This window comes from Butyricicoccus sp. AM32-19 (assembly GCF_003480365.1).
Lineage (GTDB): Bacteria > Bacillota > Clostridia > Oscillospirales > Butyricicoccaceae > Agathobaculum > Agathobaculum butyriciproducens.
In genome coordinates, this window is record NZ_QUIX01000002.1 from 218,694 (window position 1) to 244,118 (window position 25,425).

A 25,425-nucleotide genomic window follows, 5' to 3' on the forward strand; every position below is an offset into this window, starting at 1 on the left:
ACGAATATTTTCACATTTTATTATAGAATTCAGAACTTTTCTCTCCCCTACCGCATTGTTTTCCGTGTCTGCCGTTCCCGCCTGCGGCCTGCGTTTTGCACCTGTTTTTTTAATATCTCGCTATCGTGCGGAAAACGCGGCATACTGTCATTACAGAATTTCGCATTTTCCGTCCTAAACAACAAGCAAAAAAGCATATATCTCAATATTTTATAAAAATACGCAATCTTTCTCCCGCCTTTATTTTTCACTCACAGGCTGCATTTTCACCACTTTTTATAGGTTGTTGCTGCCGTTTTCCGCGTATGCTGACCGTCTGTGCCGGTCAAATTATAGATTCTTGCTCAACTCTATGAAATACAAGAAGTTAGAAGAAAAACCGCGTCCAAGGGACTACAATAGAATCATCAAAGGAAAGCCGAACGCAAACGGCGAAAGAACGGATAACGGAGGAATAAATATGTTATTCACCATTTTTCTGTAGTAGTTATCCTTGCAAACATGGTCATTCCGCAGACCGTGCTGTATCAATAAGATAATTACGCTCCGGCAAACGATCATCACACACACTCTCTAATTTCACACACATCTCCATTTCACCGGCGCAGCCGCTCTCTCTCGGCTGCGCCATTCTTCTATTTGTAAGTAAGATAGAAAAACACCGTGCCAAGCGTTACTGCTCTGCACGGTGTTTTCCGTTTTACGATTCCTCTTCTTCACTTTTTCCTTTTTCGCTGTGCGTGATGCTCTGCTTGAACGACTGCCGGAACTTACCGGGCGGTGTGCCGGTGTACTTCTTAAACATGGTGTTGAAGTGACAGATACTGCTGAAGCCGAGTGTATCCGCAATCTCGGCGATCGGGATGCCGGTATTCATCAGAAAACCCTGCGCCTCACCAATCCGGCGCTTCATCACATACTGCATAGGCGGCACGCCGAACTCCTGCTTAAACACATGCGCCAGATAATACTCGCTCACGCGCAGTCGCTCCGCCACCATACGCAGCGTGATCGGCTCACAGTGGTGTGCATCCAGATAGCGCCGCACGCGGTGCGCCAGCACAGACGGCATTTCACGCTGCTGCTCCTGCTGGTGGATACGACTGCGGAGCAGGGAATCGGTCAGATTCAGCATTGCCTCTGCCAGACTGCAGCACACGGCATGCAGGTTTCCCGCATCGGCGCTGAGCAGATACAGCAGGTGCATGGTCTCGCCTACCTGCCTGGCAAGCTGTCCGCACGATACGACCGGACACTCCCCTTCTGCGATCAGGCAGTTGGGCGGCAGACCTTCTACATTGACATCAGTAATTGCGACGCTGTACGACCGGATCTGCCGCACCTGATCGGGTTCCTCGCCGTGCAGCACACCCTGATTGCAGATAACAATGTCGCCCTCTCCAATCGGATAATACCGGTTATCCACCATGTACTGTCCTTGTCCGCTGCACACATAGAACAGCTCCAGACGGTTGTCGTGCATATGCGGAAGTATAGACTGCTGGTTGTTGTAATTGCGGTCGATCGAAATGCAGTTGAAGAATGTTCCGCTCAGTTTACAAGGCTTGTTTCCCATGTATGCTCCCTCCCAAGAATCACAAGATTACGAAAGCCTTCCCTCGATTTTCTTTCTTCCCCTCGGAAAATCCTGCTGTTTTTTCCACAAGAACACGATAACGCTCTCACGGACTTTGTTTGTATAATAATCACAAGAAAAGCGTAAATGATTCAAAAACAGCAGTTTATATCGTTGTTATATTCGATATTTCAATGTTGTTCTTCTCTGTGTGCAATTATTATATCATAGAAGCACAGAAAAAAACTTCTAACATACTGCTTTTTGAGCAAACGCGTCAATTCAGGTTTCAGAGTAAAAAAGGAGTGCAAGAAAAAATGGCAAACAAGGTAAGAATCGGTCTGCTGGGTGCAGGCAGAATCGGCAAGCTTCACGGCGAAAATCTGGCACATGCAGTGCCGAACGCAGACCTCTACGCAGTGGCTGATCCGTTCATGAACGATGCGACCCGTGCATGGGCAGCGGACATGGGTATCGAGAAGTGCTACGATGATCCCGAGATGATCTTTGGCGATCCGACCATCGAGGCTGTGTTCATCTGCTCCTCCACCGCAACGCATGCAGACTTCATCATGCGCGCTGCGCAGACCGGCAAGCACATCTTCTGCGAGAAGCCGATCGACACCAAGCTGGCAAAGATCGAGGAAGCACTCGCTGCGGTAAAGAAGGCAGGCGTTAAGCTGCAGGTCGGCTTCGTGCGCCGCTTTGACCACAACCACAAGGCCGTCCGCGATACGGTCGCTTCCGGCAAGCTGGGCAAGCCCAATCTCATCAAGGTCACCTCCCGTGATCCCGATCACCAGCCGATGAGCTATATCAAGGTTTCCGGCGGTATCTTCATGGACATGACCATTCACGATTTCGACATGGTCCGCTATCTGGCAGGCAGCGAGGTTACCGAGGTTACCGCTTACGGTGCAGCGCTCTCCGGCGCCGGCTACGAGGAGTACGGCGATGTGGACACCGCCATTGTAATGATGAAGTTCGAGAACGGCGCACTCGGCGTGATCGACAACTCCCGTGCCGCTCACTATGGCTATGACCAGCGCACCGAGGTGCACTGCGACCAGGGCTGCGTGCAGGTTGCAAACGATCTGAACAACACCGCCATGATCTCCTCCGCCGCAGGCGTCGAGGTTGCAAAGCCGACCTGGTTCTTCCTCGAGCGCTACAACAACGCATTCATCGCAGAGGCAAAGGCGTTCACCGATGCCGTTCTGAACGACACCGACACGCTGGTTACCGGCTTTGACGGTCTGCAGCCGGTCAAGATCGCAATGGCAGCAAACCTGTCCATGAAGGAAGGCCGTCCGGTCAAGCTGAGCGAAATCGAGTAATTTATCCCCGCATATCACAGGAAAAGAGAAGAAAAAGAGTTATTCGGCAAGCCGCCGCACTCGGCGGCGGCTTCCGTTTTTTGAGAAAAGAAAGAGGGGTTGCTCCTTATGAGTGAAAAGAACAACACTGCCTCCCTTGGCTGGGGAACCCGTATCTCCTATGGTTTAGGCGATACCGCCTGCAACATTGTGTTCGGTATGATCACCGCGCTGCTCACCCTGTTCTATACGGATTACTGCGGTATTCCGGTCGTTACCGTCGGTCTGGTCATGCTGATCTCGCGTATTTTTGATGGCTCGTCCGACGTTATCATGGGCATCATCGTAAGCAAGACCAAATCCAAATGGGGCAAGGCCCGTCCGTGGATCTTGTGGATGAGCGTACCGTATGTTCTGTGCGCGGTTGCGATGTTCTGTGTGCCGCACAGCAGCAGCACGACCGTTCAATTCTGGTACATTTTTGTTACTTATAACCTGTGCACCACCGTATGCTACACCGCAATCAACGTGCCCTACGGCACCCTGTCCACCATGATGACCCGCTCCTCGCACGAGCGCGACCTGCTGTCCGTTGTGCGTATGTCACTGTCTCCGATTGGCAAGATCATTGCCGTAACCTTCACCATGCCGGTCATCAAGCTGTTCGGCAACGATCAGGCCGCCTGGATCAAGACCATGAGCATCTGGTGCGCCATCGCACTTGCTCTGCTTGTCATCTGCTTTGTTCGCTGCAAGGAAACCGTCAATTTCGAGGCCGCGCAGCAGGAGCAGCCCAAGGTTCCCGCTTCCCGTGCGATTAAAGCGCTGCTGGGCAACCCGTATTTCTGGGCAACGCTCGTTCTGTGGACCGTCACCTGCGTACATACCACCATCATCGGCACCGATCTGCCGTATTACTGCAAATATGTTCTCGGCAACGATGAATGGTATTACAGCGTCATTTACACCTCCGAGATCGTCGCACTGATCGTTGGCGCGCTGCTGTGTCCAATACTGCTGCAGAAATTCAACAAGCGCAACCTGTCGCTCGCCGGCTGTATCGTAGTTGTTATCGCCCATGCACTCATTATGGTAAACCCGATGAGCTTCCGGTGGATTCTGGTAATGACCATCATCCGCTCGCTCGGTCAGGCTCCGCTGACCTCTCTGGTATTCGGCATGATGGGCGACGTTGTAGAGTACGGTCAGTGGAAGAGCCATCTGCGTCAGGAAAGCCTGATCTTCGGCGGCGGTTCGCTCGGCTTTAAGATCGGCACCGGTATCACCAGTGCGGTTATGACTGCCATGCTCGAGGGCGCAGGCTTCCTCAGCTCGGTTACCGGCGGTGCTATGCAGCCGGCTTCCGCCCAGCAAATGATTTCCTCTATCTTTAAGTTCGGTCCGATTCTGGTCTGGATCGTTGCCATTATCGTCCTGCTGTTCTACAAGCTGGATAAGATTTACCCCACTATTATGAAGGAACTCACCGAGCGTGAAGCACGCGGTGAAATGTAAAGGAGACTGTCTTATGCTGAAACTCGGATATAACGAAGCAACCTGCAAGGAAAATTCCACGGTTGAAAACGACCTGCTGCTGTGTGAAAAGTACGGCTATGACTATATCGAGCTGCGTCTCGATATGCTGCAGGACTACCTCAAGACCCACACCACAGACGATCTCAAGGCGTTTTTTGCAAAGAGCCATATCAAGCCGTTTGCATTCAACTCCATTGAAAACATCAACTTCTGCACGCCGGAGGAGTGGGAAAAGCTTGTAGAGCTGTTCACCTTCGGCTGCAAGGTGGCCCAGCAGATCGGCAATCCGTACATTATTGTTGTGCCGACTGTTACCAACGAGATCTGCACCAGGAACGAGAAGGAGATCTTCGACGACTCGGTGAAGGTGCTGAACAAACTCGCCGACATTGCTGAACCATACGGCGTCAAGCTGTCCTTCGAGCCGATCGGTGACAAGAAATGGTGCGTCAATAGCGTTCGTCAGGCGCTTGAGATCGTAAACGCCGTCAACCGCGACAGTGTTGGCCTGACCGTGGACTGCATCAATGTTTACCTGCACGACAAGTGCGCGGACGTTGATTTCATCCGCAAAATTCCCAAGGAGAAGCTGTTCGTGTTCCACATCAACGACTGCGAGGACCTGCCGCTCGGCATCCTCGACCACTGCCACCGTCTGATGCCCGGTCTGGGTGCCATTCCGGTGCAGGAGGTTGCTGATGCGGTACAGGCAGTCGGCTACGACGGCCCTGCGTGCCTTGAGCTGTTCCGTCCGGAATACTGGAGAATGCCTGCTGAGGATGTGATCCGCATGGGTGCGGAAACCACCCGTCCGTTCCTCGGTTAATTTTCCCGAATCGCAGATCAAATTCCACATTCAATTTATTCTCTCTTATTTATATTCAAGTCTCCAAACAGAATACAAATATAATTTTCTCCACAAAAGGACGGAAGGTACTTGGACCCTTCCGTCCTTTTGCTTTCCATCACATCAGACAATCCTGCAAAACCCCAAAGGGCGCTCCTTCGAGCGCCCTTTGGGGGTATGGAAAGACCTGACTTTCGCCAGACCGATCGCACTTGTCTTTACCGCAGCGTGAGCACCATCAGCACGACCGCCGACACGCTCAGCACAAGACCGATAATGTGCGTCAGCCGCGTTACGCCGCGGATGCTCATCGCGTGAAAGCTCTCAAACGAGGTGACCGGATACGGAAACGCGATAAACGCCAGTCCCGCAACAAGCTGACCGGCATACGCACCGATCATGCGCAGCGGACTGTCACCGCCGAAAAATGCACTGATAACAAATCCGATGCCGCCCAGAAAGACCAGAAGATACAGTGCGGTCTTGAATCGCTTATCCAGCTTGATATACTGTTCGGTCTTTGCCGCACAATCCGCGCAGCACACATCGAACGAGCGCGTGCGCACCTTTACCTTAGTCGGCTTTTCCGGCAGATCACCGCCGCAGTATACGCATTTTTCCTCCATAATGGTCCCCTCCTGCAAAATTTATTTCTGTCGGTAGGTCTGGAATGCCTCCAGCACCGAGTTGATCTGCTCGTCATTCAACAGCTTCGGCTCCTGACCGGCTGCCTTACAATTATAATAGAGCTGTGCGCAGAATTCGATCTGCTCGGACACATCCAGCGTGTAGCTGATATTGCCGCCGACGCACAGCAGACCGTGATTTCCGAGAATGCAGGCGTAATTATCGCCCATGCCGTCCAGCGCCGCCTGTGCCAGTTCATAAGTGCCGAACGGCACATACGGAATGCACGGCACCTCTCTGCCCGAATACGCCACCAGATAGTGCAGCGGCGGAATGCTCCAGCCGAGACACGCCAGCGTAGTAGCGTAGCGCGGATGCGTGTGCACGACCGACTTGATGCCCGGGCGCTTCTGGTAGAAAATACGGTGCATGTCCACCTCGGAAGATGGCTTGCGGTCGCCGTCCGCCTTTTCGCCGTCGAGCGTCATAACGACCACATCGCTTGCGTCGGTCTTAAAATAGTCCATGCCGCTCGGACTGATGGCAAACAGGTTCTCCTTTTCGTTGTAAATGCTCAGGTTGCCGAAGGTGCCTGCGGTCAGACCGCGCTTGAGCATTTCCTGTCCGTATACAACGATTTTCTCTCTTTCTTCCTGCAAAAGCATTGCGTTTCCTCCTTACTCCAGTGTGATGGACACATGATTTACCACCCGATCGGTCACTCCGTCAGCCAGAAACCGATCAACCTCACGCATAAGCAAAAACGGCGCCCGTGGGATCGCGTCTACCGTGGTGCCCGCAATGTGCGGCGTTAGCAGCACGTTGTCCATCTGCAGCAGCGAATCGTCCACGGCGAGCGGCTCGCTGTCGTACACATCCAGCGCCGCGCCTGCCATGCAGCCCTGCTGCAGCGCCTCGACCAGTGCCGGCTGATCGACCAGACCGCCGCGCGCGGTATTGATAAAGTACGCCGTTTTTTTCATGCGGGAAAAATACTGCATACCGATCATATGCTCGGTATCCGGTGTCAGCCGCAGGTGCAGCGATACAATATCGCCCTGTTCAAACAGGGTTTCAAGTGAATCGACCAGCTTGATTGCACCGAGACCGGCCTTTTCCAGCTTTTCCGGACTGGTGTATGCGTCATACGCGATCACCGGCACGCCGAGTGCCAGCAGACGGCGCGCCAGCGCGCTGCCGACGTTGCCGATACCGGCCAGCGCCACCGTATGGCTGGAAAGCGTCATCAAATGGTCCGAGTTGTAAAAGCTCTTCATCCATACACCTTCGCGCATTTTGCGGTGCGATAGCGCGATATCGCGCGTCAGATCAAGCATCATGCCGAGGGCAAAGTCCGCGACCGGCTCTGCATTGCGGATAACGTTGAGCACCGGAATATTGCGCTCACTTGCAGCTGCAAGGTCAATGTGCTCCATGCCGCCGCGGCAGGTCAGGATGACCTTGAGGTTAGGCGCTTTCTCAATCAGCGCACGCGGCACCGGATTGAAATGCACGAGCAGAACCTCTGCCTCGCCGATCACCTCGTCCAGACCGTCCGCATACGGTACGGCTTCCGGACCGTTCCGCTCGAGTTTAAGCTGCCGCGAGGTGAATTCCTGCTTGTCGGAGCCGCCCCACATCAGCTTAGTGATCCTGCCGCAGCAGAGTGTGCTTTGCTGCACCGCCTGCTCCATCGTGTCCGGCGAAACAAAAGCATCGCCGACCAGTACGATATTCTGCGGCTTTTGTGTCAGTTCCTTCATCTTTTCCTCCTCTTCGGAATAAAACAACAGCCGGCTGCGCTGCATTTGTTTGCAGCAGCAGCCGGCTGTTTTCAGTTTAGAAGCAATCGCTTAGTATGCCGAGTAAGCAGCAGCAGCGTTCTCCAGATAGCCAACGAAACGCTCCTTGTTCTTCTTGAACAGGAAGTACAGTACGAAGTATGCAATGACAACCGCACCGATGATGATCGGATTCTGAGACCAGAATGCATAGAACAGACCGGCGATCAGCGGGTGGCACATAATACCGAAGCTGATGATGAATACGCCTTCCTGTGCCAGCTGGAAGCCGGCGTCAACAGCGACCTGCGTAAAGGTCGGCGCGAGAACGGACGCAACAACCAGGCCCAGAGAGAACCAGATCGCACCGGAAACAACGCTCTTTGCGATATTGCCGTTGGATACGCAAACAAATACCTCAACCATGTACGGCAGAGCGCACAGGTCAGCCATCGGCAGGATGGTGTTGCCCGGAAGAACAAATGCTACAACCAGCATGATCGGGATCAGCAGGATGCCGGTAACCAGTGTATTCGGCTCGCCGTAACCGCATGCATCGTTAACAGAGAGATACCATTCACGGCCTTCGCCGGACTTGGCAGCCTTGGACTTGTACGCATCAGTCAGAGTGGTAAATGCGCTTGCGAAGATACCGGCTACCTTCGGGAATACTGCCATGATCGCTGCGGTGGAAACAGCCGCAGAGGATACCGTACCCCAGGCCGTCAGCGCACCCTCGCCGACCAGAGCGTTAAAGTTGCCGATGATGCCGATCAGAGCGCCGACAACCAGGCCGATGAACATAGGCTCACCGAGGATGCCGAGCTTCTTCTGCAGGGTCTGTGCATTCAGCTTGATCTTGTCAAAGCCGATCTTGCCGAGGAACCAGTTCATGAATACCGCAAACGGCAGGCTCTCCAGATGATGAGGAGCGGTCATGCAGCAGTTATCGTAATCATAATAGGTAGACCAGCGCTTTGCGCAAGCCTCAGAGAACAACAGGATGTACAGCAGCTGAACGACCATCAGAGCCATGGAGAGCATCATGTTGTCGGTCAGAGCATACAGCATGGAGCCCCAAACCATGAAGGAGTAGTTGTTCCACAGATCGGATGCCATAAATACGTTTGTCCACTTGGTGAAGAACAGCACAAGCTGCAGAATGATTGCAACGCCGATGAAGATCAGGCCAACCTTGGTCGAATATGCGATAACCGACGTGGACTGCCAGCCGGTATCGAGCGTCGGCAGGTTTACGCCTGCGTTCGTAACCATCTGGTTAACAACCGGTGCGATAATCGCGGAATAGCTGTTGATAACGAGGTTGAAGCCCGTCAAGCCGACTGCACACAGCAGTGCCGTGTTAAATGCCTTCTTACCGGTAACACCCATACACTTTGCAATGATAAACAGAATAACCGGTACGAATACTGCAGCACCGAATGCACTGAACACATCACTTAATGTTTGAAAGAAACTTGCCATGCTTGGAACCACCTTTCTTTTTTACCCTTTTGCCTTTACTCTTTGCTATGGATGACTATGAGAAAATGCGCCTTACCCTTTACGCATTTGCCTCCAGGATCTTCAGGCAGTCATCGACTACCTTGTCCTCGGACAGACCGGTCAGCATGCCGACTGCCTTTACCTTCGGGATGCCGAAGTCCTCGTAAACCGGGCTTACACATGCAATCAGATCAAACTTCTTGCCGGTGATCTCGGTCGAAATGCTGTTCGGGCTTGCTTCCACCATGGCAGCATCCCAGCCCTTTTCCTTCAGGCGCTCCTTGAGCTTGCCTGCTACCATTGCGGAACTTACGGTACCCGAACCGCATACACACAGAATGTTACAAGTTTTCATCATTTGACCCTCCAATAAATTAGATTTAACCGTGTTTTGAACAGAACCGCAGTCCTGTAATCAACCAATGTACTTCTGAGCCGCCTCGAACAGCTCGTCTTCATTTTTTGCTGCGCGGAATGCAGCAACGACCTCCGGCTGCTGGAATACGCCGAGCACCTTCTGCAGCAGCTCGACCTGCTCATCCGGATTCTTGATGGCCATCATGAACAGCATTTCCGCCTGCACCTTGGTATCCGGATCGCCCATATGTTCAAACTCGACCGGGTGCTTAAGCTGTGCGATGCACACGCCCGGGCGGTTAACATGCTGCGGATCGGTGTGCGGCATAGCTACCGCGATATCCGCCAGCTGCAGACCGGTCGCGTAATTCTTCTCACGCGCAACAACTGCATCAATATAGGTGTCCTTTACGAAGCCTTCATCGTAAAAACGCTGACCGACCTTGCGGATTGCCTCCTCGGCGTTTGCCGCTTCCACATCCCGCAGGATCAGATTGCGAAAGGTTGCCTGTTCCATCTTCATTTCTCCTTTTCTTCTCAGTCGGTCAAGCCTTCCAGGAATTCCATGATCTTTGCACCGGATTCCTGCTCGCTGGCGCCTTCTACCTCGATTTTGATTGCTGAACCTTTTTTCAGGCCTGCGGTCAAAATTCCAATTACATTTTTGGGATTGATCGTGCCTTTTTCGCAGATCAGACGAATATCATCCGGAATATCCTTGCACAGCTTGGCCATCTGGCTGGCCGGACGTGCGTGCAGACCGGTTGGATTTTTTACAACAAATTCACTGGTGAACATGGATGCTTCTCCTATCTCCTACTATTCCTATGGAATATTATCACAATTCCTACGGGCAATATCATATTGGATTTTTCGCTTTTTGTCAATACGTTTATTGACATTCTATACGAAAAACACTATACTTTGTGTTGTGAACAAATGTTCATCTAACTTTTCAAATTTTTAAGGAGGCCTATTATGAGCAGCCGTACCGATTTGCTCGTACGAATCTCCGAGCTTTATTATCAGCAGAATCTCAGCCAGCAGGATATCAGCAAAATCACCGGCATTTCCCGTCCCACCATCTCCCGCCTTCTCGATGAAGCGAAGGAGACCGGCGTGGTTGAAATCATCGTTCATAGTCCGATCAACAAAAATCCGCAGCTTTCGCACCTTGTTCGTACAACCTTCGGTTTACGCGATGCGGTCATCGTTGCCGGAGATTATGAATTCGACCAGTCCCTGACACGCTGTGCACACTGTGCAGTAGATTTTCTTTCGACCGTACTGGAAAACAACATGTCTATCGGCATTTCGTGGGGCCGTGCACTGGAAGCACTGTGCGATGTCCTCGAACCGACCGATTATTCCGACTACTATAATGTAACTGTTGTGCAGATGGTCGGCTGCCTCGGCACCGGCAATCCGCGTGTGGACGGCCTCGAGCTTGCGCTCCGGCTTTCCAAAAAGGTGCACGGCACCTATTCCAACATCTATGCACCGGTCTATGTGGACAGCGAGTTGGTTTACTCCTATCTCACCGCCGAGCCGCAGATTGAAGCAACACTCAAGAAGGCAGGTTCGGTAGATATCATCCTCACCGGCATCGGTTCGCTGAATGACGCTAACGGCTCACTTTATAAATCCGGCTGCTACAACGCCGAGGAGCGCAAGGAGCTGATGCGCCGCGGTGCGGTTTCCAGTCTGCTCGGCCGCATGTTTGACATCAACGGCAACGAGGTTCAGCTGGACAGCCGCTACGTCATCTCCGCTCCGTTGGAGGCAATGCGCACTCCGGCGTGGTCGATCGGCATCAACGCCAGTGCCGAAAAGGCAGAGTGCACGCTTGCCGCCGTGCGCGGAAAGTACATCAACGTACTGGTCGCGGACGAGGCACTCGCCCGCCGCATGCTGGAAATGGAAGGCGTTGCCGTTCCCGAATAAGCACCCCTTTTTAGAATCAACCAATACCGCAAAAGCGGTATTGGTTTTTTCTTTTCTCTCATTTCTTTATCATAATCAGTTCATTCTTTATCCATCGTGGGATTGCTTATTGCAGACTGTCATCGAGCACGATAACACCCTTGGCGCCTTCGCCTCGGATCATCTTGTCAAAGCCGTCGCGCCATTTCTCCAGCGGATCAATCGAGGTGACGATCTTTTCCGGTACAACTGTGCCTGCCGCCAAAAGCTCCAGAGCCTTGACCCACGAGGACGGCTTCTGGCTGCGGGAGCCAACATAGTTGATCTCGTGATGCAGGATCAGGTCGGTCCAGATACTCTCATGCGATTGCGGGAACACGCCCATCTGTACAACTGTGCCCTTGCGGCGTACCAGTTCAAGCGCCTTGTTGGCTGCCGGAACCGCACCCGAGCACTCAAAGCACTTGTCCGCGCCGACACCGTTCGTCATCTCCATCACGATATCCTTGATGTTCTCGGTCTGCTGATCAACACAGCGGTCCGCGCCTGCACTCTTTGCAATCTCAAAGCGTTCCGCATCGTGGCTCAGTCCGGCAACGATAACGGTCGCGCCCTGACTCTTTGCCACCTGCATAACCATCTGGCCGATTGCGCCGACACCGAATACCACGCAGATATCGCCAGGCTGTACATTGCCCTTCTCGATAGCAGCATGTACGCCGCACGCAAGCGGTTCAGTGAGCGCGGCACTCAGCAGCGATACGTTATCCGGCAGGACGTGAACGCTTTCCTCTCTGCTGACCAGATACTCAGCCATCGAGCCGTTAATCTGGGTGCCAATACCCTGCCGGTTGCCGCACAGATTGTAATCCTTGGATTTGCACATCGGGCATACGCCGCAGGTCTTGAAGGTGGTCTCGCTGGTAACGCGATCTCCCACCTTAACATTCTTTACGTCCGGACCGATCTCGGTGACTACACCAGAGAACTCATGGCCGAGTACAACCGGCGGCTTAGTGCTCGCGTAGGTGCCCTTGAACGCATGAAGATCAGTGCCGCAGATACCGGAGTATGCGATCTTGATCTTTACCAGATCTCCGGTCGCTTTGGGTTCCGGAATATCTGTATACTGCATATGATCAAAACCGGTCTCCGTTTTCACAACAGCTTTCATAATTCATCTTCCTTTCATGGAACTCGCGGGAATGTTTGAAATTTTGTTCATTGTTGTGAACCGTTTTCTAAATTCCTTTTATCTCATTATAGGCAACATAAACAGTCTCGTCAAGCCATTTCCGCGCTTTAATCGTCATTTCTCACTATTTAACCAATTTCATTAACTCGTTTTTGGCACAAATGACAAGTTTTCTATCATTGACATTTGTGCTCGCATATGAAATAATGTTTTTAAGAGATCGACACCACAACCCACAGCACCGGCTGTTCGTATAGGTATTGGATTCAGAAAGGAGTCATGCTCTTATGAGTGAAAAAAATTATTCCACCGCCGATATTCAGGCGGTCGCTAACGGAATCCGCAAGCAGATTCTCGGCGTTGCACTGAAAACCGGCGGCTGCTATCTGGCACAGGCGTGCTCGTCGGCAGAAATCATTGCCTCCCTGTACACCCGTGTGATGAACCTCGGTCCGTCCGTCGGCAGCTGGGAGCCGATTCCGTTCCCCGGCGTTCCGGGGCCGGATAATATGGATTATCAGCGAGGCTCCTCTTACAACGGCGCTCCCGCACCGGATAAGGACCGTTTCTTCGTATCCTGCTGCCACTATGCTTCGGTTATCTACGCCGCACTGGCAGAGACCGGCCGCATCAGCCCGGACTGCATGGACAAATTCAATGTAGACGGCTGGAACATGGAAATGATCGGTGCGGAGCACTCCCCCGGATTTGAGAATACCGCAGGCTCGCTCGGCCAGACCATCTCGATCGCAGGCGGCACGGCTCATGCCCGCAAGCGCCGCGGCGACACCGGCAAGTGCTATGTTCTGCTCGGTGACGGTGAGCTGCAGGAAGGTCAGACCTGGGAGTGCATTCAGGCAGCCGGTTACTACAAGCTGGATAATTTCATCGTTGTAATCGATGCAAACGACCAGCAGGTTGAGGGCAGGATTGAGGATCAGATGACCGAGGAGCCGCTGATTGACCGCTTCACCTCGTTCGGCGCGGTCTGCGTTGAGGCAAACGGCCACGACATTGAGGACTTCTGCAAGGCATGCGAGACTCCGCATGAGGGCAAGCCGCTCGTTGTTATCGCACGCACGCACGGCTGGACCGGTGTTAAGCCGCTCGAAAAGCCGCGTTCGATGCACTTTATCCGCATCGGCGCTGACGAGCGTGATGAATTCCAGAAGATCTATGACGAGATGTGAGAAGGAAGGAGTTCAAAATGAAGATCGAAGTTAATACACATGAAAAAAATATGATTCGCTTCGCAGCCGAGCATCCGGAGGTTCTGGTTATGTCGGCCGACCTCGGCTCCTCCTGCGAAGTAAAAAAGTTCCGCCAGACCTACCCGGACCGCTATCTGACCATGGGTATCGCTGAGCAGAACATGTGCTCTTGGGCAGCCGGCATGTGCCGTGAAGGCTACCGTCCGTTCCTGCACACCTTTGCGGTATTCCTGTATCGCCGCATCCTCGATCAGCTGGAAATGAGTGTTGCTTATCCGAATCTGCCGGTTGTATTCGTCGGCTTTGTGCCGGGCATTACCACGCCGGGCGGTGTTACCCACCAGTCCATCAACGACATCGGCGTACTTCGCACGGTGCCGAACATGGCCATCTTCGACATCGGTGATGCGACCGAAATCGAAGGCGTGCTCGATCTGGCATACAACTACAACGGTCCGGTTTACATCCGCATGCTTCGCAAGGAAGTTCCGCGCCTGTTCCCGGCAAACGAGCCGATGCAGTTCAACCGTGCCCGCGTGCTGAGCGAAGGCGATGACATCGTTCTGCTGTCCTCCTCCATCTGCACCGAGGAAGCAATGCGCGCTACCGCAGTTCTGAAGGAAAAGGGCGTTTCCGTACAGCATATGCACGTTTCCACCCTCAAGCCGTTCACCGACCCGACCATCGTTGAGGCCATCAATAAGAGCAAGTACGGCGTTGTTACCATCGAAAACCATCTGGATATCGGCGGTCTCGGCTCCGCTGTTGCTGATGTTATCGCAGAGAACGGACTGGGCAAGCGTCTGGTCAAGATCGGCCTGCCGGGCTATCCGCACGGTGCGTCCAAGATGTATCTGATGAAGAAGTACGGCATTGATGCCATGCACCTCGTATCCGCTGTCGAGGACCTGACCGGCAAGAAGCTCGGCGTTGCAGAGTCCGATCTGGAAGCCGTTCGCTTTGTAGACTTCCTGGAGGTATAAATGGGCTTTCGCGCCTGCGTCTGGGATTTGGACGGCACGCTGCTCTATACCCTGCCGACCATTCACCATTACTGTAACCAGTCCCTTCGTCATTTCGGCTTTCACGACATTACACTCGACGAATGCCGTGACCTGTGCCGCCTTTCTATCGCGGAGTTTTACCATAAGCTGCTGAAGCTCGGCGGCTGCCCGCCTGATCGGGTTGCCGCACTTCAGCCCGCGATACGCGATTACGACTGCGCCGCGTACCTCAGCGATTTCACCTATCTCACCCAGCCGTATGCAGGGGTGTGTGAAACGCTTGCGGAGCTGAACCGCCGCGGCATCAAGAACGCCGTTCTGACGAATAAACCCAACGCCGTTGCCTGTGCGCTCATCGACCGATTTTTCGGAGATGCGATGGAGCTGTGCGTCGGACAGACGCCAGAGACCATCTCCAAACCCGATCCGCACTCGATGGACCCTGTGCTTGATCAGCTGGGCATACCACGTGAGCAGATACTCTATGTCGGTGACACCGATGTGGACATGCAGACCGCACGCAACACGCAAACGGCAGCCGCTGCTGCCGCATGGGGCTATCAGCCGCTCGAAATGCTGCTGCCCTACCATCCGGAATTCATCGTCCGCAAACCGGAACAGCTGCTCACGATTTTTTAGGAGGAATTCACCATGTTTTCGGAAATGAAAAAAGAAATCATCGAAGCCGGTATCCTGCTCGACCGTTATGAGCTGGTATCGCTGACCTGCGGCAACCTGAGCGTACGCATGCCGACCGGCGAGATTCTCGTTACGCCGTCCGGCATGATGTATGAGAAGATGGTCGAGGATGATATGATCGTCATGGATATCGACGGCAATGTCATCGAAGGCACCCGCAAGCCCTCGTCCGACACACCGGCTATCCTGCATATCTTCCGCGAGCGTCCGGATATCAACGCCGTTATCCACACCCACCAGCCGTATGCGACTGCGGTTTCGCTCATTCCGGGCCTGACCGAGTTCCGCGTATGCATCACCGCACTGGCCAATGCCGCCGGCGGCAATGTGCCGATCACGCCGTATTCGGCTGCCGGCTCGATCGATATGGGCATCGATACCGTCAAGTACGTCGGCAACGGTCATGCCGTTATCCTGTCTCAGCACGGCGTTATGACGGTCGGCAAGGACCTCAATCAGGCGCTGTACGCTGCGGTCTACCTCGAAGAAGCCGCAAAATGCTATCTGGCTGCCCGCGCAGCCTGCGTCAACGGCGAGATCAAGCAGATGAGCGACGCGCAGATTCAGCAGATGGTTGACGTATTCCAGTATTACGGTCAGGGCACTGCCAAGATTCCGGAGGATCTGGTAAAGCGAATCGACTAAACTCACACAGTCTACCTATTCACTCAGATAGAAATTTCCAAACCAAACCTTAAGACAACACCCCTCTAATAAAATCAGGACGGAAGGTCTCTCGAGCCTTCCGTCCTGATTTTTTAGCGGGCATCGTCCGCACCATTATAAAATTCCTGTAGAATATCTAAAACCTCGTCAGAGAATCCGCTGCATTCTTTGACGAGGTTCTTTTACTGCAGTCTGCTGCCCTGCATATTCTCCAGATACTTCCTGCGATACCGAATCGGCGGCAGACCGACCAGCTTCGCAAAAATGGCGTTGAAGTGGTTTACGTTGGTGTAGCCGACGATGGCGGCAATCTGCGTTGCGCTGTAATCGGTGGAAATGAGCAGGTTCTGCGCCTCACCGACACGACAGCGTATCATATAATGGATGGGCGACATACCCGTGATCTCCTTGAAAATATGCGCCAGATGATACGGCGACATGGACATCGCCTCTCCAATATCCTCGAGTGTCAGCTGCTCGGTGAAATGCGTGCCGATGTACTGCCGGATACGGTTCGCCAGCACCAGATTATGCGGCTGATCGGCGGCGCGCGCATCCGGCGGCAGATTGGCCGACAGGAGCACCAGCGCAGGCAGCAGCTGTGCGACGATTTCATCCGAGTAGGACGTTCTCCGTTCCGCGTGCTCGTAAATCAGTTCGCTGAGCGACTGCATGTGGTCAATCTCGTCCATCGCCGGACGCACAAATCCGTTTTCTGCCTTGGTGAAATGCCCTTCCGGCAGTCCGCACAGCTGCAGACCGGAAATGCCAAAGCAGAACGTACCGATCTCGTGTTGCAGGGACGAGGTGACTTCATGCAGATCGCCTTGATTATATAGTAAGATATCCCCCGTGCGGATCGGATAGCTGTAGCCGCCCGCGATGTACTGACCCGCCCCCTGATAGACATACAGCATTTCCGTGAACCGCTCATGCCGATGGATGGCGCGTGTGATAGTCGATGCCGCTACGATCTGCTTGGTGGCGTACAGCAGACTCGGCATCTGACCGGATACAAAACGTACTTCTTCCGCCATGCTCTTTCCCCCTGTGCGAATATAGGTATAGTATATCGTATTTTGGTGCAGACCGCAAGAATCCGTATAAACCAAATTGATACCCCTGCTTTTTGTGCAATATTTCGAGAGTTTTCACAAAACAAAACGCAAGAACAAAGAAACACCATATTCGCCGGAATAGTATAATAAAATCATCAAAAAGAACAAAAACTTCACGGAAACAGCGAAAGGAGTTTTCAATTATGAGCATTCAAATCTGTGGCGCACCCTGTTGCTGGGGTGTGGATGACCCCAAGAATCCGTATTTACCGCCCTGGACGCGCGTACTGGAGGAAGCCGGTAAAGCCGGTTACAGCGCCATCGAGCTTGGCCCCTACGGCTACCTGCCGATTGACGCAGAGCTGGTAGCCAACGAGCTTCGCAAGAACGGTCTTGCCATCGTGGCAGGCACCATTTTCCACGATTTGCTCGACGCGGACAATCAGGAGAGCGTGCTGCACGCGGTTGACGACATCTGCCGTCTAATCACCGATCCCAAGCTGCCGGTGCTCAAGACCCACGACGGCCAGAAGTTCCCCACGCCGTACATGACCGTTATGGACTGGGGACATGACGAGCGCGACTACGCCGCAGGCCATCCGGACACCGCGCCGCGTCTTTCCGATGAGGAATGGGCGCGATTCATGGGCAACGTCCGCGCTGTATGTGAACGCGCGAACAAATGGGGTGTACGCCCAGTCATCCATCCGCACGCGGGCGGCTACATTGAATTTTCCGACGAGATTGCAAAGGTCGTGCGCGATATCCCGTATGAGGTCGCCGGTCTGTGTCTGGATACCGGCCATCTGTATTACTCGCACATGGACCCGGTGGAGTACCTCAAAAAGTACGCCGATAAGCTGGATTACGTCCACTTCAAAGACGTAAACGAAACCGTTTACCGTCAGGTGCTCGGCGAGCGCATCCGCTTCTTCGACGGCTGCGGCAAGGGTGCCATGTGTCCCATCGGCACAGGTTCGCTCGACTATCCGGCCATCAAGCAGGCACTGAGCGACATCGGCTACGCCGGCTACATCACCATCGAGCAGGAGCGCGATCCGCGCAACTCGGATACCAGCCTGCGTGATGTAAAGGCAAGCGTTGATTATCTCAAGTCGGTCGGCTACGAGATTTAACAAGAATATGATATAATTACAGGAGGTTTCTTCGATGTATTACGGTGAAAAACGAGTAGAAAATCCCATTCGCTGGGGCATGGTCGGCGGCGGTCGTGGCAGCCAGATCGGCTACATCCATCGCTCGGCTGCACTGCGCGACTTCAACTTTGAACTGGTTGCCGGCGCGTTCGACATTGATCCGGAGCGCGGCAAGGACTTCGGCAAGCAGCTGCACGTTGACCCAGACCGCTGCTATCCGGATTACAAGACCATGTTCGCTGAGGAGGCCAAGCGTCCGGACGGTGTACAGGCGGTGTCCATCGCAACGCCGAACGGCATGCATTACGAAGTCTGCAAGGCTGCTCTCGAGGCCGGTCTGCACGTTGTCTGCGAAAAGCCGCTGTGCTTCACTTCCGAGCAGGCAGACGAGCTGGTCAAGCTGTCGGAAGAAAAGCACCGCGTTGTCGGCGTGACCTACGGCTACTCCGGCCATCAGCTGATCCAGCAGGCGCGCCAGATGATCAAAAACGGCGATCTCGGTGAGATCCGCGTTATCAACATGAGTTTCGCGTTCGGCGGCTACAACTTCAAGATCGAGGACAAGGTTCCGTCCGCAAAGTGGCGCTTTGACCCGTCCAAGGCAGGTCCGTCGTTCGCACTCGGTGATGTCGGCACGCACCCGCTGTTCATCATCGAGGCGATGATCCCGGATATGAAGATCGACAACCTGATGTGCACCAAGCGTTCCTTCGTTGAGGGTCGTGAGCTGGAGGACAACGCCTTCGTTATCATGAACCTCAAGGGCAGCGAAAACGTACAGGCAGGCGCTCAGATCTACTGCTGGGCAAGCTCGATCAACAGCGGCGCACGCCACTACCATAAAATCCGCGTAGTCGGCTCCAAGGCATCTCTCGAGTGGGATGACGAGCGTCCGAACCAGATGCTGTACGAGGTAGAAGGCGAGCCGTCCCGCGTGCTCGAGCGCGGCGCAGGCTACCTGACCGACGAGGCGCGTGTCGAGGATCGTATCGGCGGCGGCCATGCCGAGGGTCTGTTCGAGGCGTGGAGCAACCTGTATGCACGTTTCGCAATCGCTATGGCTGACGCGGACAAGGGCGCTTACGGCGACTTCTGGTATCCGGATGTCAAGGCCGGCGCACAGGGTATCAAGTGGATTGAAAAGTGCGTAGAATCCGCAAATAACGGCTCTGCTTGGGTCGATTACGAATAAAACCAACGCTGTTTTCTCAGCACCTCTCTCTTCTCTCCGGCAACTCTCTCAAAAGTAAAGAAAAAAGATAAAGAACTGATTTTGGAGGAAAAGATTATGAAAAAGAGATTACTTGCTGTATTGATGTCCAGTGCAATGCTGATGAGCGCACTCGCAGGCTGCGGCGGCAGCACCGCAAAGACAAATAACGGCGGTGACACGGCCGACCAGACCACACAGCAGGATTACCATATCAAGGTCATTCTGAAAACGCTCGCATCCGAGTACTGGCAGTATGTCGGCAACGGCTGCAAGCAGGCCGGCAAGGATTTGGGCGTAACTGTTGATGTTCTGGGTGCAAGCTCGGAGACCGCATATGACGAGCAGCTTTCCATGATCGAAACCACGCTCAGCGCGAATGACTGTGATGCAATGGTGGTTGCGCCGCTTCAGGCGGAAACCGTTGCAACACAAATTGCAAATACCGACCTGCCAATCGTGGCGATTGATACCGCCATCGACTCGGACAAGGTGCTCAGCTTTGTCGGCTTCAACAATGAGGAGCTGGCCGCAATGGGCGGCAAGTCCGCTGTTGAGGCAGCAAAGGATAAGGGCTGGGATAAGATTACCGCCATCGGCATCATGGGTGTGCAGGGCGACTCCACCTCGGAGGCACGCATTGCAGGCTTTAAGCAGGGCATTGCAGAAGCTGGCGGCGAGTATCTCTCTGCGGAAACGCAGTACGCAGACAGCGTAGCGGACAAGGCCGTTACCTGCATGGAGGCCATCATTCAGGCACATCCGGAGGGCGTATCCATCATCGTAGCGAACAACGATGATATGGCAGCCGGTGCCGCTCGTGCAGCAGCCGCATTTCCGGCGTACAAGAACACCATCTTTGTCGGCGTCGGCGGCAATCTGGCGGGCATTGATGCTATTCTTGCCGGTCAGGAGACCATGACCGTCGCCGTTGACGGCTACGATGTTGGTTATCTCGGCGTGCAGGCCGCAGTCGATGCGCTCAACGGCAAAAAGCTGGATGAGTTCATTGCAACTGATGCTACCGTTGTAACGGCTGACAACGCCGCAGAACGCCGCGCTGAGGTAGAAAAGCGCCTGGGAACCTCTTAATCAAACTCGCACCAACGAAATACCGCGGAAAACCGCCTCTTCAAAAGGGGGAGGCGGTTTTCCGCGCCCAAAAATCAGCCCACACAGTAAAAAAAACAAGGGGGAAAACAACAAAATGGCATTTACTGTCGCAACCTTTATCGCGTTCACCGTGCTTGTCGCGGTGCTCTCGTGGTGGAAAACACGCGATGACGACCTGTCCACCAAGGAAGGCTACTTCCTCGCAGGACGCGGACTGCCCGGCATCGTTATCGCCGGTTCTCTGATGATGACCAACCTTTCCGCAGAACAGCTTGTCGGCACGAACGGACAGGCTTTTGCGGGCAACATGAGTACGATGGCATGGGAGGCCACCTCGGCATTCGCGCTGATCGTGCTGGCGTTCGTTTTCCTGCCCAAGCTGCTGCGCGGCGGCATCGCAACCATCCCGGAGTTCTTCGAGATGCGCTACGATACCTTCACCATGCGCCTGTTCTCGCTGCTGTTCCTGATCGCGTATGTCGTTACTATGCTGCCGACCATCCTGTATTCGGGTGCGGTCGCACTGGTTAAGATTTTCGACCTCGAGAGTATGTTCGGCATCAGCTATTTCAGCGCCATCACCATCATCTGCATCGGCACCGGCATCATCGGTATGTGTTATGCGGTATTCGGCGGCCTGAAAGCCGTTGCCTACTCGGATACCATCAATGGCGTCGGTTTGATCATCGGCGGCTTCGCTATCCCGATCCTCGGCATTCTTGCCCTCGGCAAGCTGGACGGCGGCGGCTTCATGGCCGGTCTGGATCACCTCATCTCCGCAACGCCGGAAAAGATGAACGCATGGTCCGCGCCGAATGCACTTCCGCCGGAAGTACCGTGGCCGCTGCTGCTGACCGGTATGTTCGTCAACAACCTGTTCTACTGGGCGACCAACCAGTCCATCATCCAGCGTTCGCTCGGCGGCAAAAACCTCGCTGAGAGCCAGAAGGGCGCGATCTGGGCCGGCTTCTTCAAGTGCCTTGACGTATTTGTCATCGTTCTGCCGGGCATCATCGCGTTCCAGCTGCTGGCTGCAAACGGCCAGATGGACACCTCGGTCGGCATGGCGGCTGACCAGGCGTACCCGCTTCTCGTTATGAAAGTGCTGCCCAAGCCGCTGATGGGCTTCTTTGCAGCCGTTATGTTCGGCGCGATCCTGTCCTCGTTCAACTCGGTGCTGAACTCCGCATCCACTATCTTCACGCTGAACGTTTGGCAGCCCATCTGGGGCAAGCAGGCCTCCAACAACAAGGTCGTTAAGGTCGGCCAGATCTTCGGTACGGTTGTCGGCGTGGTTTCCATCGCCATTGCACCGTTCGTCATGTTCTTCGGCACCGGCATTATGAACTTCATCAATGAGTGCTGGGGCTTCTTCTCCATGCCGCTGCTGACCGCTGTTCTGTTCGGTCTGCTGAGCAAAAAGGCGCCTGCCATCGCCCCAAAGATTGTTATTCCGGTCCACATCGTGCTGTACGGTCTGACCAAGGTCATCCCGTTCTTCAGCCGGTTCCACTATCTGTACGTTGTATTCGCGCTGTTCGTCCTCGAGTGCATCATCTATGCAATCTGCATCAAGGTAAGTCCGCGTCAGCTGGCGTGGGAGATGCCGGATGCCAAGGTCATGGATATGACCCCCTGGAAGAGCGGCAAAGTCTGGGCGATTGCCGGTGCGGCAGTTGTTGCGATCATGTACCTTATCTTTTCGCCTCTCGGCATTGGTGCATAACGTCCGACTCCCCGTGCACTGCTGCCATTAGACAGCGCCGCTGTGTCCCTCCGCAGTGGTGCAAAAGGCTCCTGTGTCTTGTGACACAGGAGCCTTTTGTTATTGCTCACACCAGCTGATCAAACCGCTCAAAGAACCGGAACAGCGTATCGCCGCTCATGGCCAGCGCACGGACACATATGCCCTGCACCGCGCGGCTTGCACCGGACATGCCGCCCGAATAGTCCGAACGGTATTTCTTGTCCAGTTCGTCTACTGCGGTGTAATCCTCGCCTGCCAGAACGTTCGCCTTGCTGCCGTTCATGCAGATGAAGTGTCCGGTGCCGCCGTTTGCATAACGGTCGCCCGCGAAAGAAGCGCCGTCCGAGCCGCCGGTATTGCGTACCGAAACGCGCATCGCGGTTGCCGGACCGTAGTCCACGATGTTCTGTGCGGCGGTGATCAGCGTATCCAGATGACCGAGCAGATCGTGAATCTCGTAGTCATCATGGCCGCTCCAGACGACCAGCTTGTCGAGGTCGATCTCGCCCGCTTCCGCCAGTGCAGTTACCTTATCGCGGAAGATGCGCAGGCTTGAAAGCAGTACGCGAACGTCATTATTTATCAGAGTCAGCGAATCTGCAACGCTGCGGCGGTTACAGCCCAGCTGATCGGACGAATAAAGAATGTTGTGTGCCTTGTCGAGCAGCATCATGCAGCCCGGCGTATGTCCCGGAATGTCGTAGTTATCCAGCACAACGCCGCCGAGGTCAAACTGATAGCCTTCGCTGATGCAGGTAAAGTCGCCTGCCGTTACGGTCTTGTCGTTCACATACTGCAGCGCCATCGGGATATCCTTTTCGTTGATGTAGACCTTGCGGCCTGCCTGAACGAAATCGCCCAGCTGCGTGATATGATCCGGATGACCATGCGAAATGTAAACATCAATATTATCCGTACCTGCCAACTGCTTACAGTATTCATACAGGTTGTTTGCGCCTGCCGGTGCCATGCCTGCGTCGATCAGCAGTGCGCCCTTAGAGCCTTTGATCAGATACATTTTATCGCTGTCGTAATCAATGACGCTCCAAACCTTCATGCTGTCCATATCGTACATCAGACGGCTCTTGTGCTCCATCTTGGACATGCGGTCGATCGTGTAAGTAAAGGTTACGACTTCACTGTCCTCCATGCCTGCCTTGGAGGCATAGGCTTTTAGTTCCACCTTGGTCTGCTTTGCACTGCCGTCCCAGTTGTCCGTATCTGCGCCGATGGTGATGAGTTCCTTCACTTCTGCACCGCCGACGTCGGAAGCCGCCTTGAACTTGGTCTGGTCGAACACCTTTGCCGTAGTCGAAGTCTTGGGGTCAGAACCATCCACCGTATACTTGATCTCAGCACCCTCGGTATCCGAGAACAGCGCTATGTACTGCGTTACCGTGAAGGTACCCGGCGTATCCGGATAGTACGGGTCGGTATAGCTGTCATAATCCGTATAGGTGTACGGTGCTGCAACCTGATTGCTGTTCTTCTTGCTGACGTTCAGCGTATAGGTCTTGCTGTCCGAACCGTTCTTTGCCGTTACCTTGATCACGAAGCGCGTAGTACCGCCGGTGAGCGCGCCCTGATACGCCTTGCCCGATTCTACCGTCTTGCCATTCACCGTAATTTTCGCGCCGGAGGACGCCGCGGTCGGAACAATCTCGATCGAGGTCGCGTCAGCATCCGCCTCAGCGGTAAAGCTGGTCGTGGTCTTGCGGGTCGGCTTGGTGCCGTCCGTCGGGTACTGCCAGTTTACATTGATGCCGAAATTCGGGTCGTTCCACAGCAGATTGCCCTTCTCGCCCTGCTTGTGTACGGACAGATTGGACAGATCTGCAATCTTATCTTCGTTGCCGTTGCGGTAGCCGTCGGACAGATAATTCTGCAGGTTGACGTTGATGCCGACCCAGTTGATATCCTTCAGACGGTCACCGACTACAACAGTCTTGGTGTTTTCGAGGTATCCATTAAAGCTGTCAAGCGTGCGCAGCGTCGGCGTCATAGCATCCTCGCCCTCGTCAACGACCTTCTGCACCGCTGTCTGCAGGTTATCCAGATAGCTTGCTGTGCCGTCCAGCACTACGTCGTTATGGCCGGTGAGAATGCGTTTTACTGTGCCGAGGCTGTCTACGCGCTCCAGCGCGATCTGCAGAGAGGACAGATACACGTCCATCGAGTCCGCGAAGAACGTCGAAGACAGGTTTGCGAACTGCATCCAGAACGAATCCGTGATGTGTGCACGGTTGTTGCCGACCTGATCGGTCGTGAACAGATTGCCGGTCGCGGTATCAAACAGCATAATGCCTGCTACCTGATGGCCCGGCAGCTCGATTACGTTGAACTTGGTGCCGCCCATGTCGTAAACGTCGCCGTTTTTCAGCGTTTTCAGCTGTGCAGCGTAGGCCGCGTCTGCTGCGTCCTTATCCGCGAACATGCCGGAGGCTACGCCGAACTGCTCCACGTACTCGCGCAGCACGTCGATACCGCGCTCGTTGACATAAACCTTAGCGCCCAGATTCTTGTTTTCTTCGCACAGGAACTGGTGCGTCATCTGCACATGATCGGGGTGCGGGTGGCCGATGATAAGGTCGATCGGCTTGCCTTCGCCGACGATCTCTCGTGCGGTCTCGTACAGATTGGCCGCGTCGTCTGCGTCAAAGTAGCCGGCATCCAGAACCATTGCGCGCTTGGCACCCTGCACCAGATACATCTTGTCGCTATCGTAATCTTGAATGAGCGTTACATCCGGAACATCATTGCCGTTCCAGTCCTTGGGTGCGCCTACCTTCAGCTCGTGGTGCGGAATGCTGGTAACATCGTAGTTCCAGTTTGCAACACTGCTGGTTCTGCCGTTCTTCACCGCGATCGCCTTGACGTTATAGGTCTTGGTGACCGG

General features: G+C 54.2%; 23 protein-coding genes. 12 read left to right on the forward strand and 11 right to left on the reverse strand.

Going from position 1 to position 25,425, the window contains the following annotated elements:
- Nucleotides 1–700: 700 nt before the first annotated feature.
- Entirely contained in the window at nt 701–1,576 is an 876-nt protein-coding gene (locus DW806_RS02995; RefSeq protein ID WP_118729048.1) for an AraC family transcriptional regulator, read from the reverse strand.
- Between the two features lie 317 nt (nt 1,577–1,893).
- Here DW806_RS02995 and iolG point away from each other — a divergent pair, with 317 nt between their 5' ends.
- From iolG to DW806_RS03010, 3 genes are all read left to right on the forward strand, one after another.
- Nucleotides 1,894–2,913 carry an inositol 2-dehydrogenase gene (gene iolG / locus DW806_RS03000; protein ID WP_118729049.1) on the forward strand — a complete coding sequence of 340 codons (1,020 nt, stop codon included), beginning with the start codon at nt 1,894–1,896 and terminating at the stop codon, nt 2,911–2,913.
- Between the two features lie 108 nt (nt 2,914–3,021).
- Nucleotides 3,022–4,407 carry an MFS transporter gene (locus DW806_RS03005; protein ID WP_118729050.1) on the forward strand — a complete coding sequence of 462 codons (1,386 nt, stop codon included), beginning with the start codon at nt 3,022–3,024 and terminating at the stop codon, nt 4,405–4,407.
- 13 nt (nt 4,408–4,420) lie between these two features.
- A complete protein-coding gene (locus DW806_RS03010) occupies nt 4,421–5,254 on the forward strand; it encodes a sugar phosphate isomerase/epimerase family protein (RefSeq protein ID WP_243022615.1) in 834 nt (277 codons plus the stop codon).
- A gap of 239 nt (nt 5,255–5,493) precedes the next feature.
- Here DW806_RS03010 and DW806_RS03015 read toward each other — a convergent pair whose 3' ends face one another.
- The 7 genes from DW806_RS03015 to DW806_RS03045 form a co-directional block, all read right to left on the reverse strand.
- Nucleotides 5,494–5,901, reverse strand: coding sequence for a TRASH domain-containing protein (locus DW806_RS03015; protein ID WP_118729051.1), 408 nt, complete (start codon nt 5,899–5,901; stop codon nt 5,494–5,496).
- 21 nt (nt 5,902–5,922) lie between these two features.
- Nucleotides 5,923–6,567 carry an L-fuculose-phosphate aldolase gene (locus DW806_RS03020; RefSeq protein ID WP_118360741.1) on the reverse strand — a complete coding sequence of 215 codons (645 nt, stop codon included), beginning with the start codon at nt 6,565–6,567 and terminating at the stop codon, nt 5,923–5,925.
- 12 nt (nt 6,568–6,579) lie between these two features.
- On the reverse strand, nt 6,580–7,665 hold the full coding sequence (locus DW806_RS03025; protein WP_158578269.1) for a 2-hydroxyacid dehydrogenase: 1,086 nt from the start codon (nt 7,663–7,665) through the stop codon (nt 6,580–6,582).
- Between the two features lie 90 nt (nt 7,666–7,755).
- Nucleotides 7,756–9,168 carry a PTS galactitol transporter subunit IIC gene (locus DW806_RS03030; protein ID WP_118729053.1) on the reverse strand — a complete coding sequence of 471 codons (1,413 nt, stop codon included), beginning with the start codon at nt 9,166–9,168 and terminating at the stop codon, nt 7,756–7,758.
- 79 nt (nt 9,169–9,247) lie between these two features.
- Nucleotides 9,248–9,547, reverse strand: coding sequence for a PTS sugar transporter subunit IIB (locus DW806_RS03035; protein ID WP_199667385.1), 300 nt, complete (start codon nt 9,545–9,547; stop codon nt 9,248–9,250).
- Between the two features lie 57 nt (nt 9,548–9,604).
- The gene (locus DW806_RS03040) at nt 9,605–10,063 is read right to left on the reverse strand and encodes a PTS sugar transporter subunit IIA (RefSeq protein WP_118479014.1); all 459 of its coding nucleotides are present in this window, start codon (nt 10,061–10,063) and stop codon (nt 9,605–9,607) included.
- A 20-nt stretch (nt 10,064–10,083) separates the two neighbouring features.
- Complete coding sequence (locus DW806_RS03045) at nt 10,084–10,344, reverse strand: HPr family phosphocarrier protein (protein ID WP_118729054.1); 261 nt, start codon at nt 10,342–10,344, stop codon at nt 10,084–10,086.
- A 180-nt stretch (nt 10,345–10,524) separates the two neighbouring features.
- Here DW806_RS03045 and DW806_RS03050 point away from each other — a divergent pair, with 180 nt between their 5' ends.
- Nucleotides 10,525–11,490, forward strand: coding sequence for a sugar-binding transcriptional regulator (locus DW806_RS03050; RefSeq protein WP_118479010.1), 966 nt, complete (start codon nt 10,525–10,527; stop codon nt 11,488–11,490).
- Between the two features lie 106 nt (nt 11,491–11,596).
- Here DW806_RS03050 and DW806_RS03055 read toward each other — a convergent pair whose 3' ends face one another.
- Nucleotides 11,597–12,643 carry a zinc-binding dehydrogenase gene (locus DW806_RS03055; RefSeq protein WP_118729055.1) on the reverse strand — a complete coding sequence of 349 codons (1,047 nt, stop codon included), beginning with the start codon at nt 12,641–12,643 and terminating at the stop codon, nt 11,597–11,599.
- Nucleotides 12,644–12,951: 308 nt separating this feature from the next.
- Between DW806_RS03055 and DW806_RS03060 the strand changes: the two genes are divergently transcribed.
- From DW806_RS03060 to DW806_RS03075, 4 genes are read left to right on the forward strand one after another with little or no spacing between them, the layout of a single operon-like run.
- Nucleotides 12,952–13,854 carry a 1-deoxy-D-xylulose-5-phosphate synthase N-terminal domain-containing protein gene (locus DW806_RS03060; protein ID WP_118284910.1) on the forward strand — a complete coding sequence of 301 codons (903 nt, stop codon included), beginning with the start codon at nt 12,952–12,954 and terminating at the stop codon, nt 13,852–13,854.
- A gap of 17 nt (nt 13,855–13,871) precedes the next feature.
- Nucleotides 13,872–14,858, forward strand: a complete 987-nt coding sequence (locus tag DW806_RS03065; protein WP_118479004.1) for a transketolase family protein — start codon at nt 13,872–13,874, stop codon at nt 14,856–14,858.
- Entirely contained in the window at nt 14,859–15,518 is a 660-nt protein-coding gene (locus DW806_RS03070) for an HAD family hydrolase (RefSeq protein WP_118729056.1), read from the forward strand. It abuts the gene before it with no gap.
- 12 nt (nt 15,519–15,530) lie between these two features.
- Nucleotides 15,531–16,223, forward strand: a complete 693-nt coding sequence (locus DW806_RS03075; RefSeq protein WP_110436230.1) for a class II aldolase/adducin family protein — start codon at nt 15,531–15,533, stop codon at nt 16,221–16,223.
- A 203-nt stretch (nt 16,224–16,426) separates the two neighbouring features.
- Here the strand turns inward: DW806_RS03075 and DW806_RS03080 are convergent, their stop codons facing one another.
- Nucleotides 16,427–17,281, reverse strand: coding sequence for a helix-turn-helix domain-containing protein (locus tag DW806_RS03080; RefSeq protein ID WP_118729057.1), 855 nt, complete (start codon nt 17,279–17,281; stop codon nt 16,427–16,429).
- Between the two features lie 224 nt (nt 17,282–17,505).
- On the opposite strand from DW806_RS03080, the gene DW806_RS03085 reads away from it, so the two are divergent.
- The 4 genes from DW806_RS03085 to DW806_RS03100 all read left to right on the forward strand — a co-directional run bounded on the left by DW806_RS03085 (nt 17,506) and on the right by DW806_RS03100 (nt 22,508).
- Nucleotides 17,506–18,438, forward strand: a complete 933-nt coding sequence (locus DW806_RS03085; RefSeq protein ID WP_118729058.1) for a sugar phosphate isomerase/epimerase family protein — start codon at nt 17,506–17,508, stop codon at nt 18,436–18,438.
- 34 nt (nt 18,439–18,472) lie between these two features.
- Nucleotides 18,473–19,651: a Gfo/Idh/MocA family protein gene (locus DW806_RS03090; protein WP_118729059.1), complete on the forward strand. Its 1,179-nt coding sequence runs from the start codon at nt 18,473–18,475 to the stop codon at nt 19,649–19,651.
- 96 nt (nt 19,652–19,747) lie between these two features.
- Nucleotides 19,748–20,761 carry a sugar ABC transporter substrate-binding protein gene (locus tag DW806_RS03095; RefSeq protein ID WP_118729060.1) on the forward strand — a complete coding sequence of 338 codons (1,014 nt, stop codon included), beginning with the start codon at nt 19,748–19,750 and terminating at the stop codon, nt 20,759–20,761.
- Nucleotides 20,762–20,876: 115 nt separating this feature from the next.
- Nucleotides 20,877–22,508: a solute:sodium symporter family transporter gene (locus DW806_RS03100; RefSeq protein WP_117751237.1), complete on the forward strand. Its 1,632-nt coding sequence runs from the start codon at nt 20,877–20,879 to the stop codon at nt 22,506–22,508.
- A 106-nt stretch (nt 22,509–22,614) separates the two neighbouring features.
- Here DW806_RS03100 and DW806_RS03105 read toward each other — a convergent pair whose 3' ends face one another.
- Nucleotides 22,615–25,389, reverse strand: a complete 2,775-nt coding sequence (locus DW806_RS03105) for an MBL fold metallo-hydrolase (RefSeq protein WP_118729061.1) — start codon at nt 25,387–25,389, stop codon at nt 22,615–22,617.
- Nucleotides 25,390–25,425 lie beyond the last annotated feature (36 nt).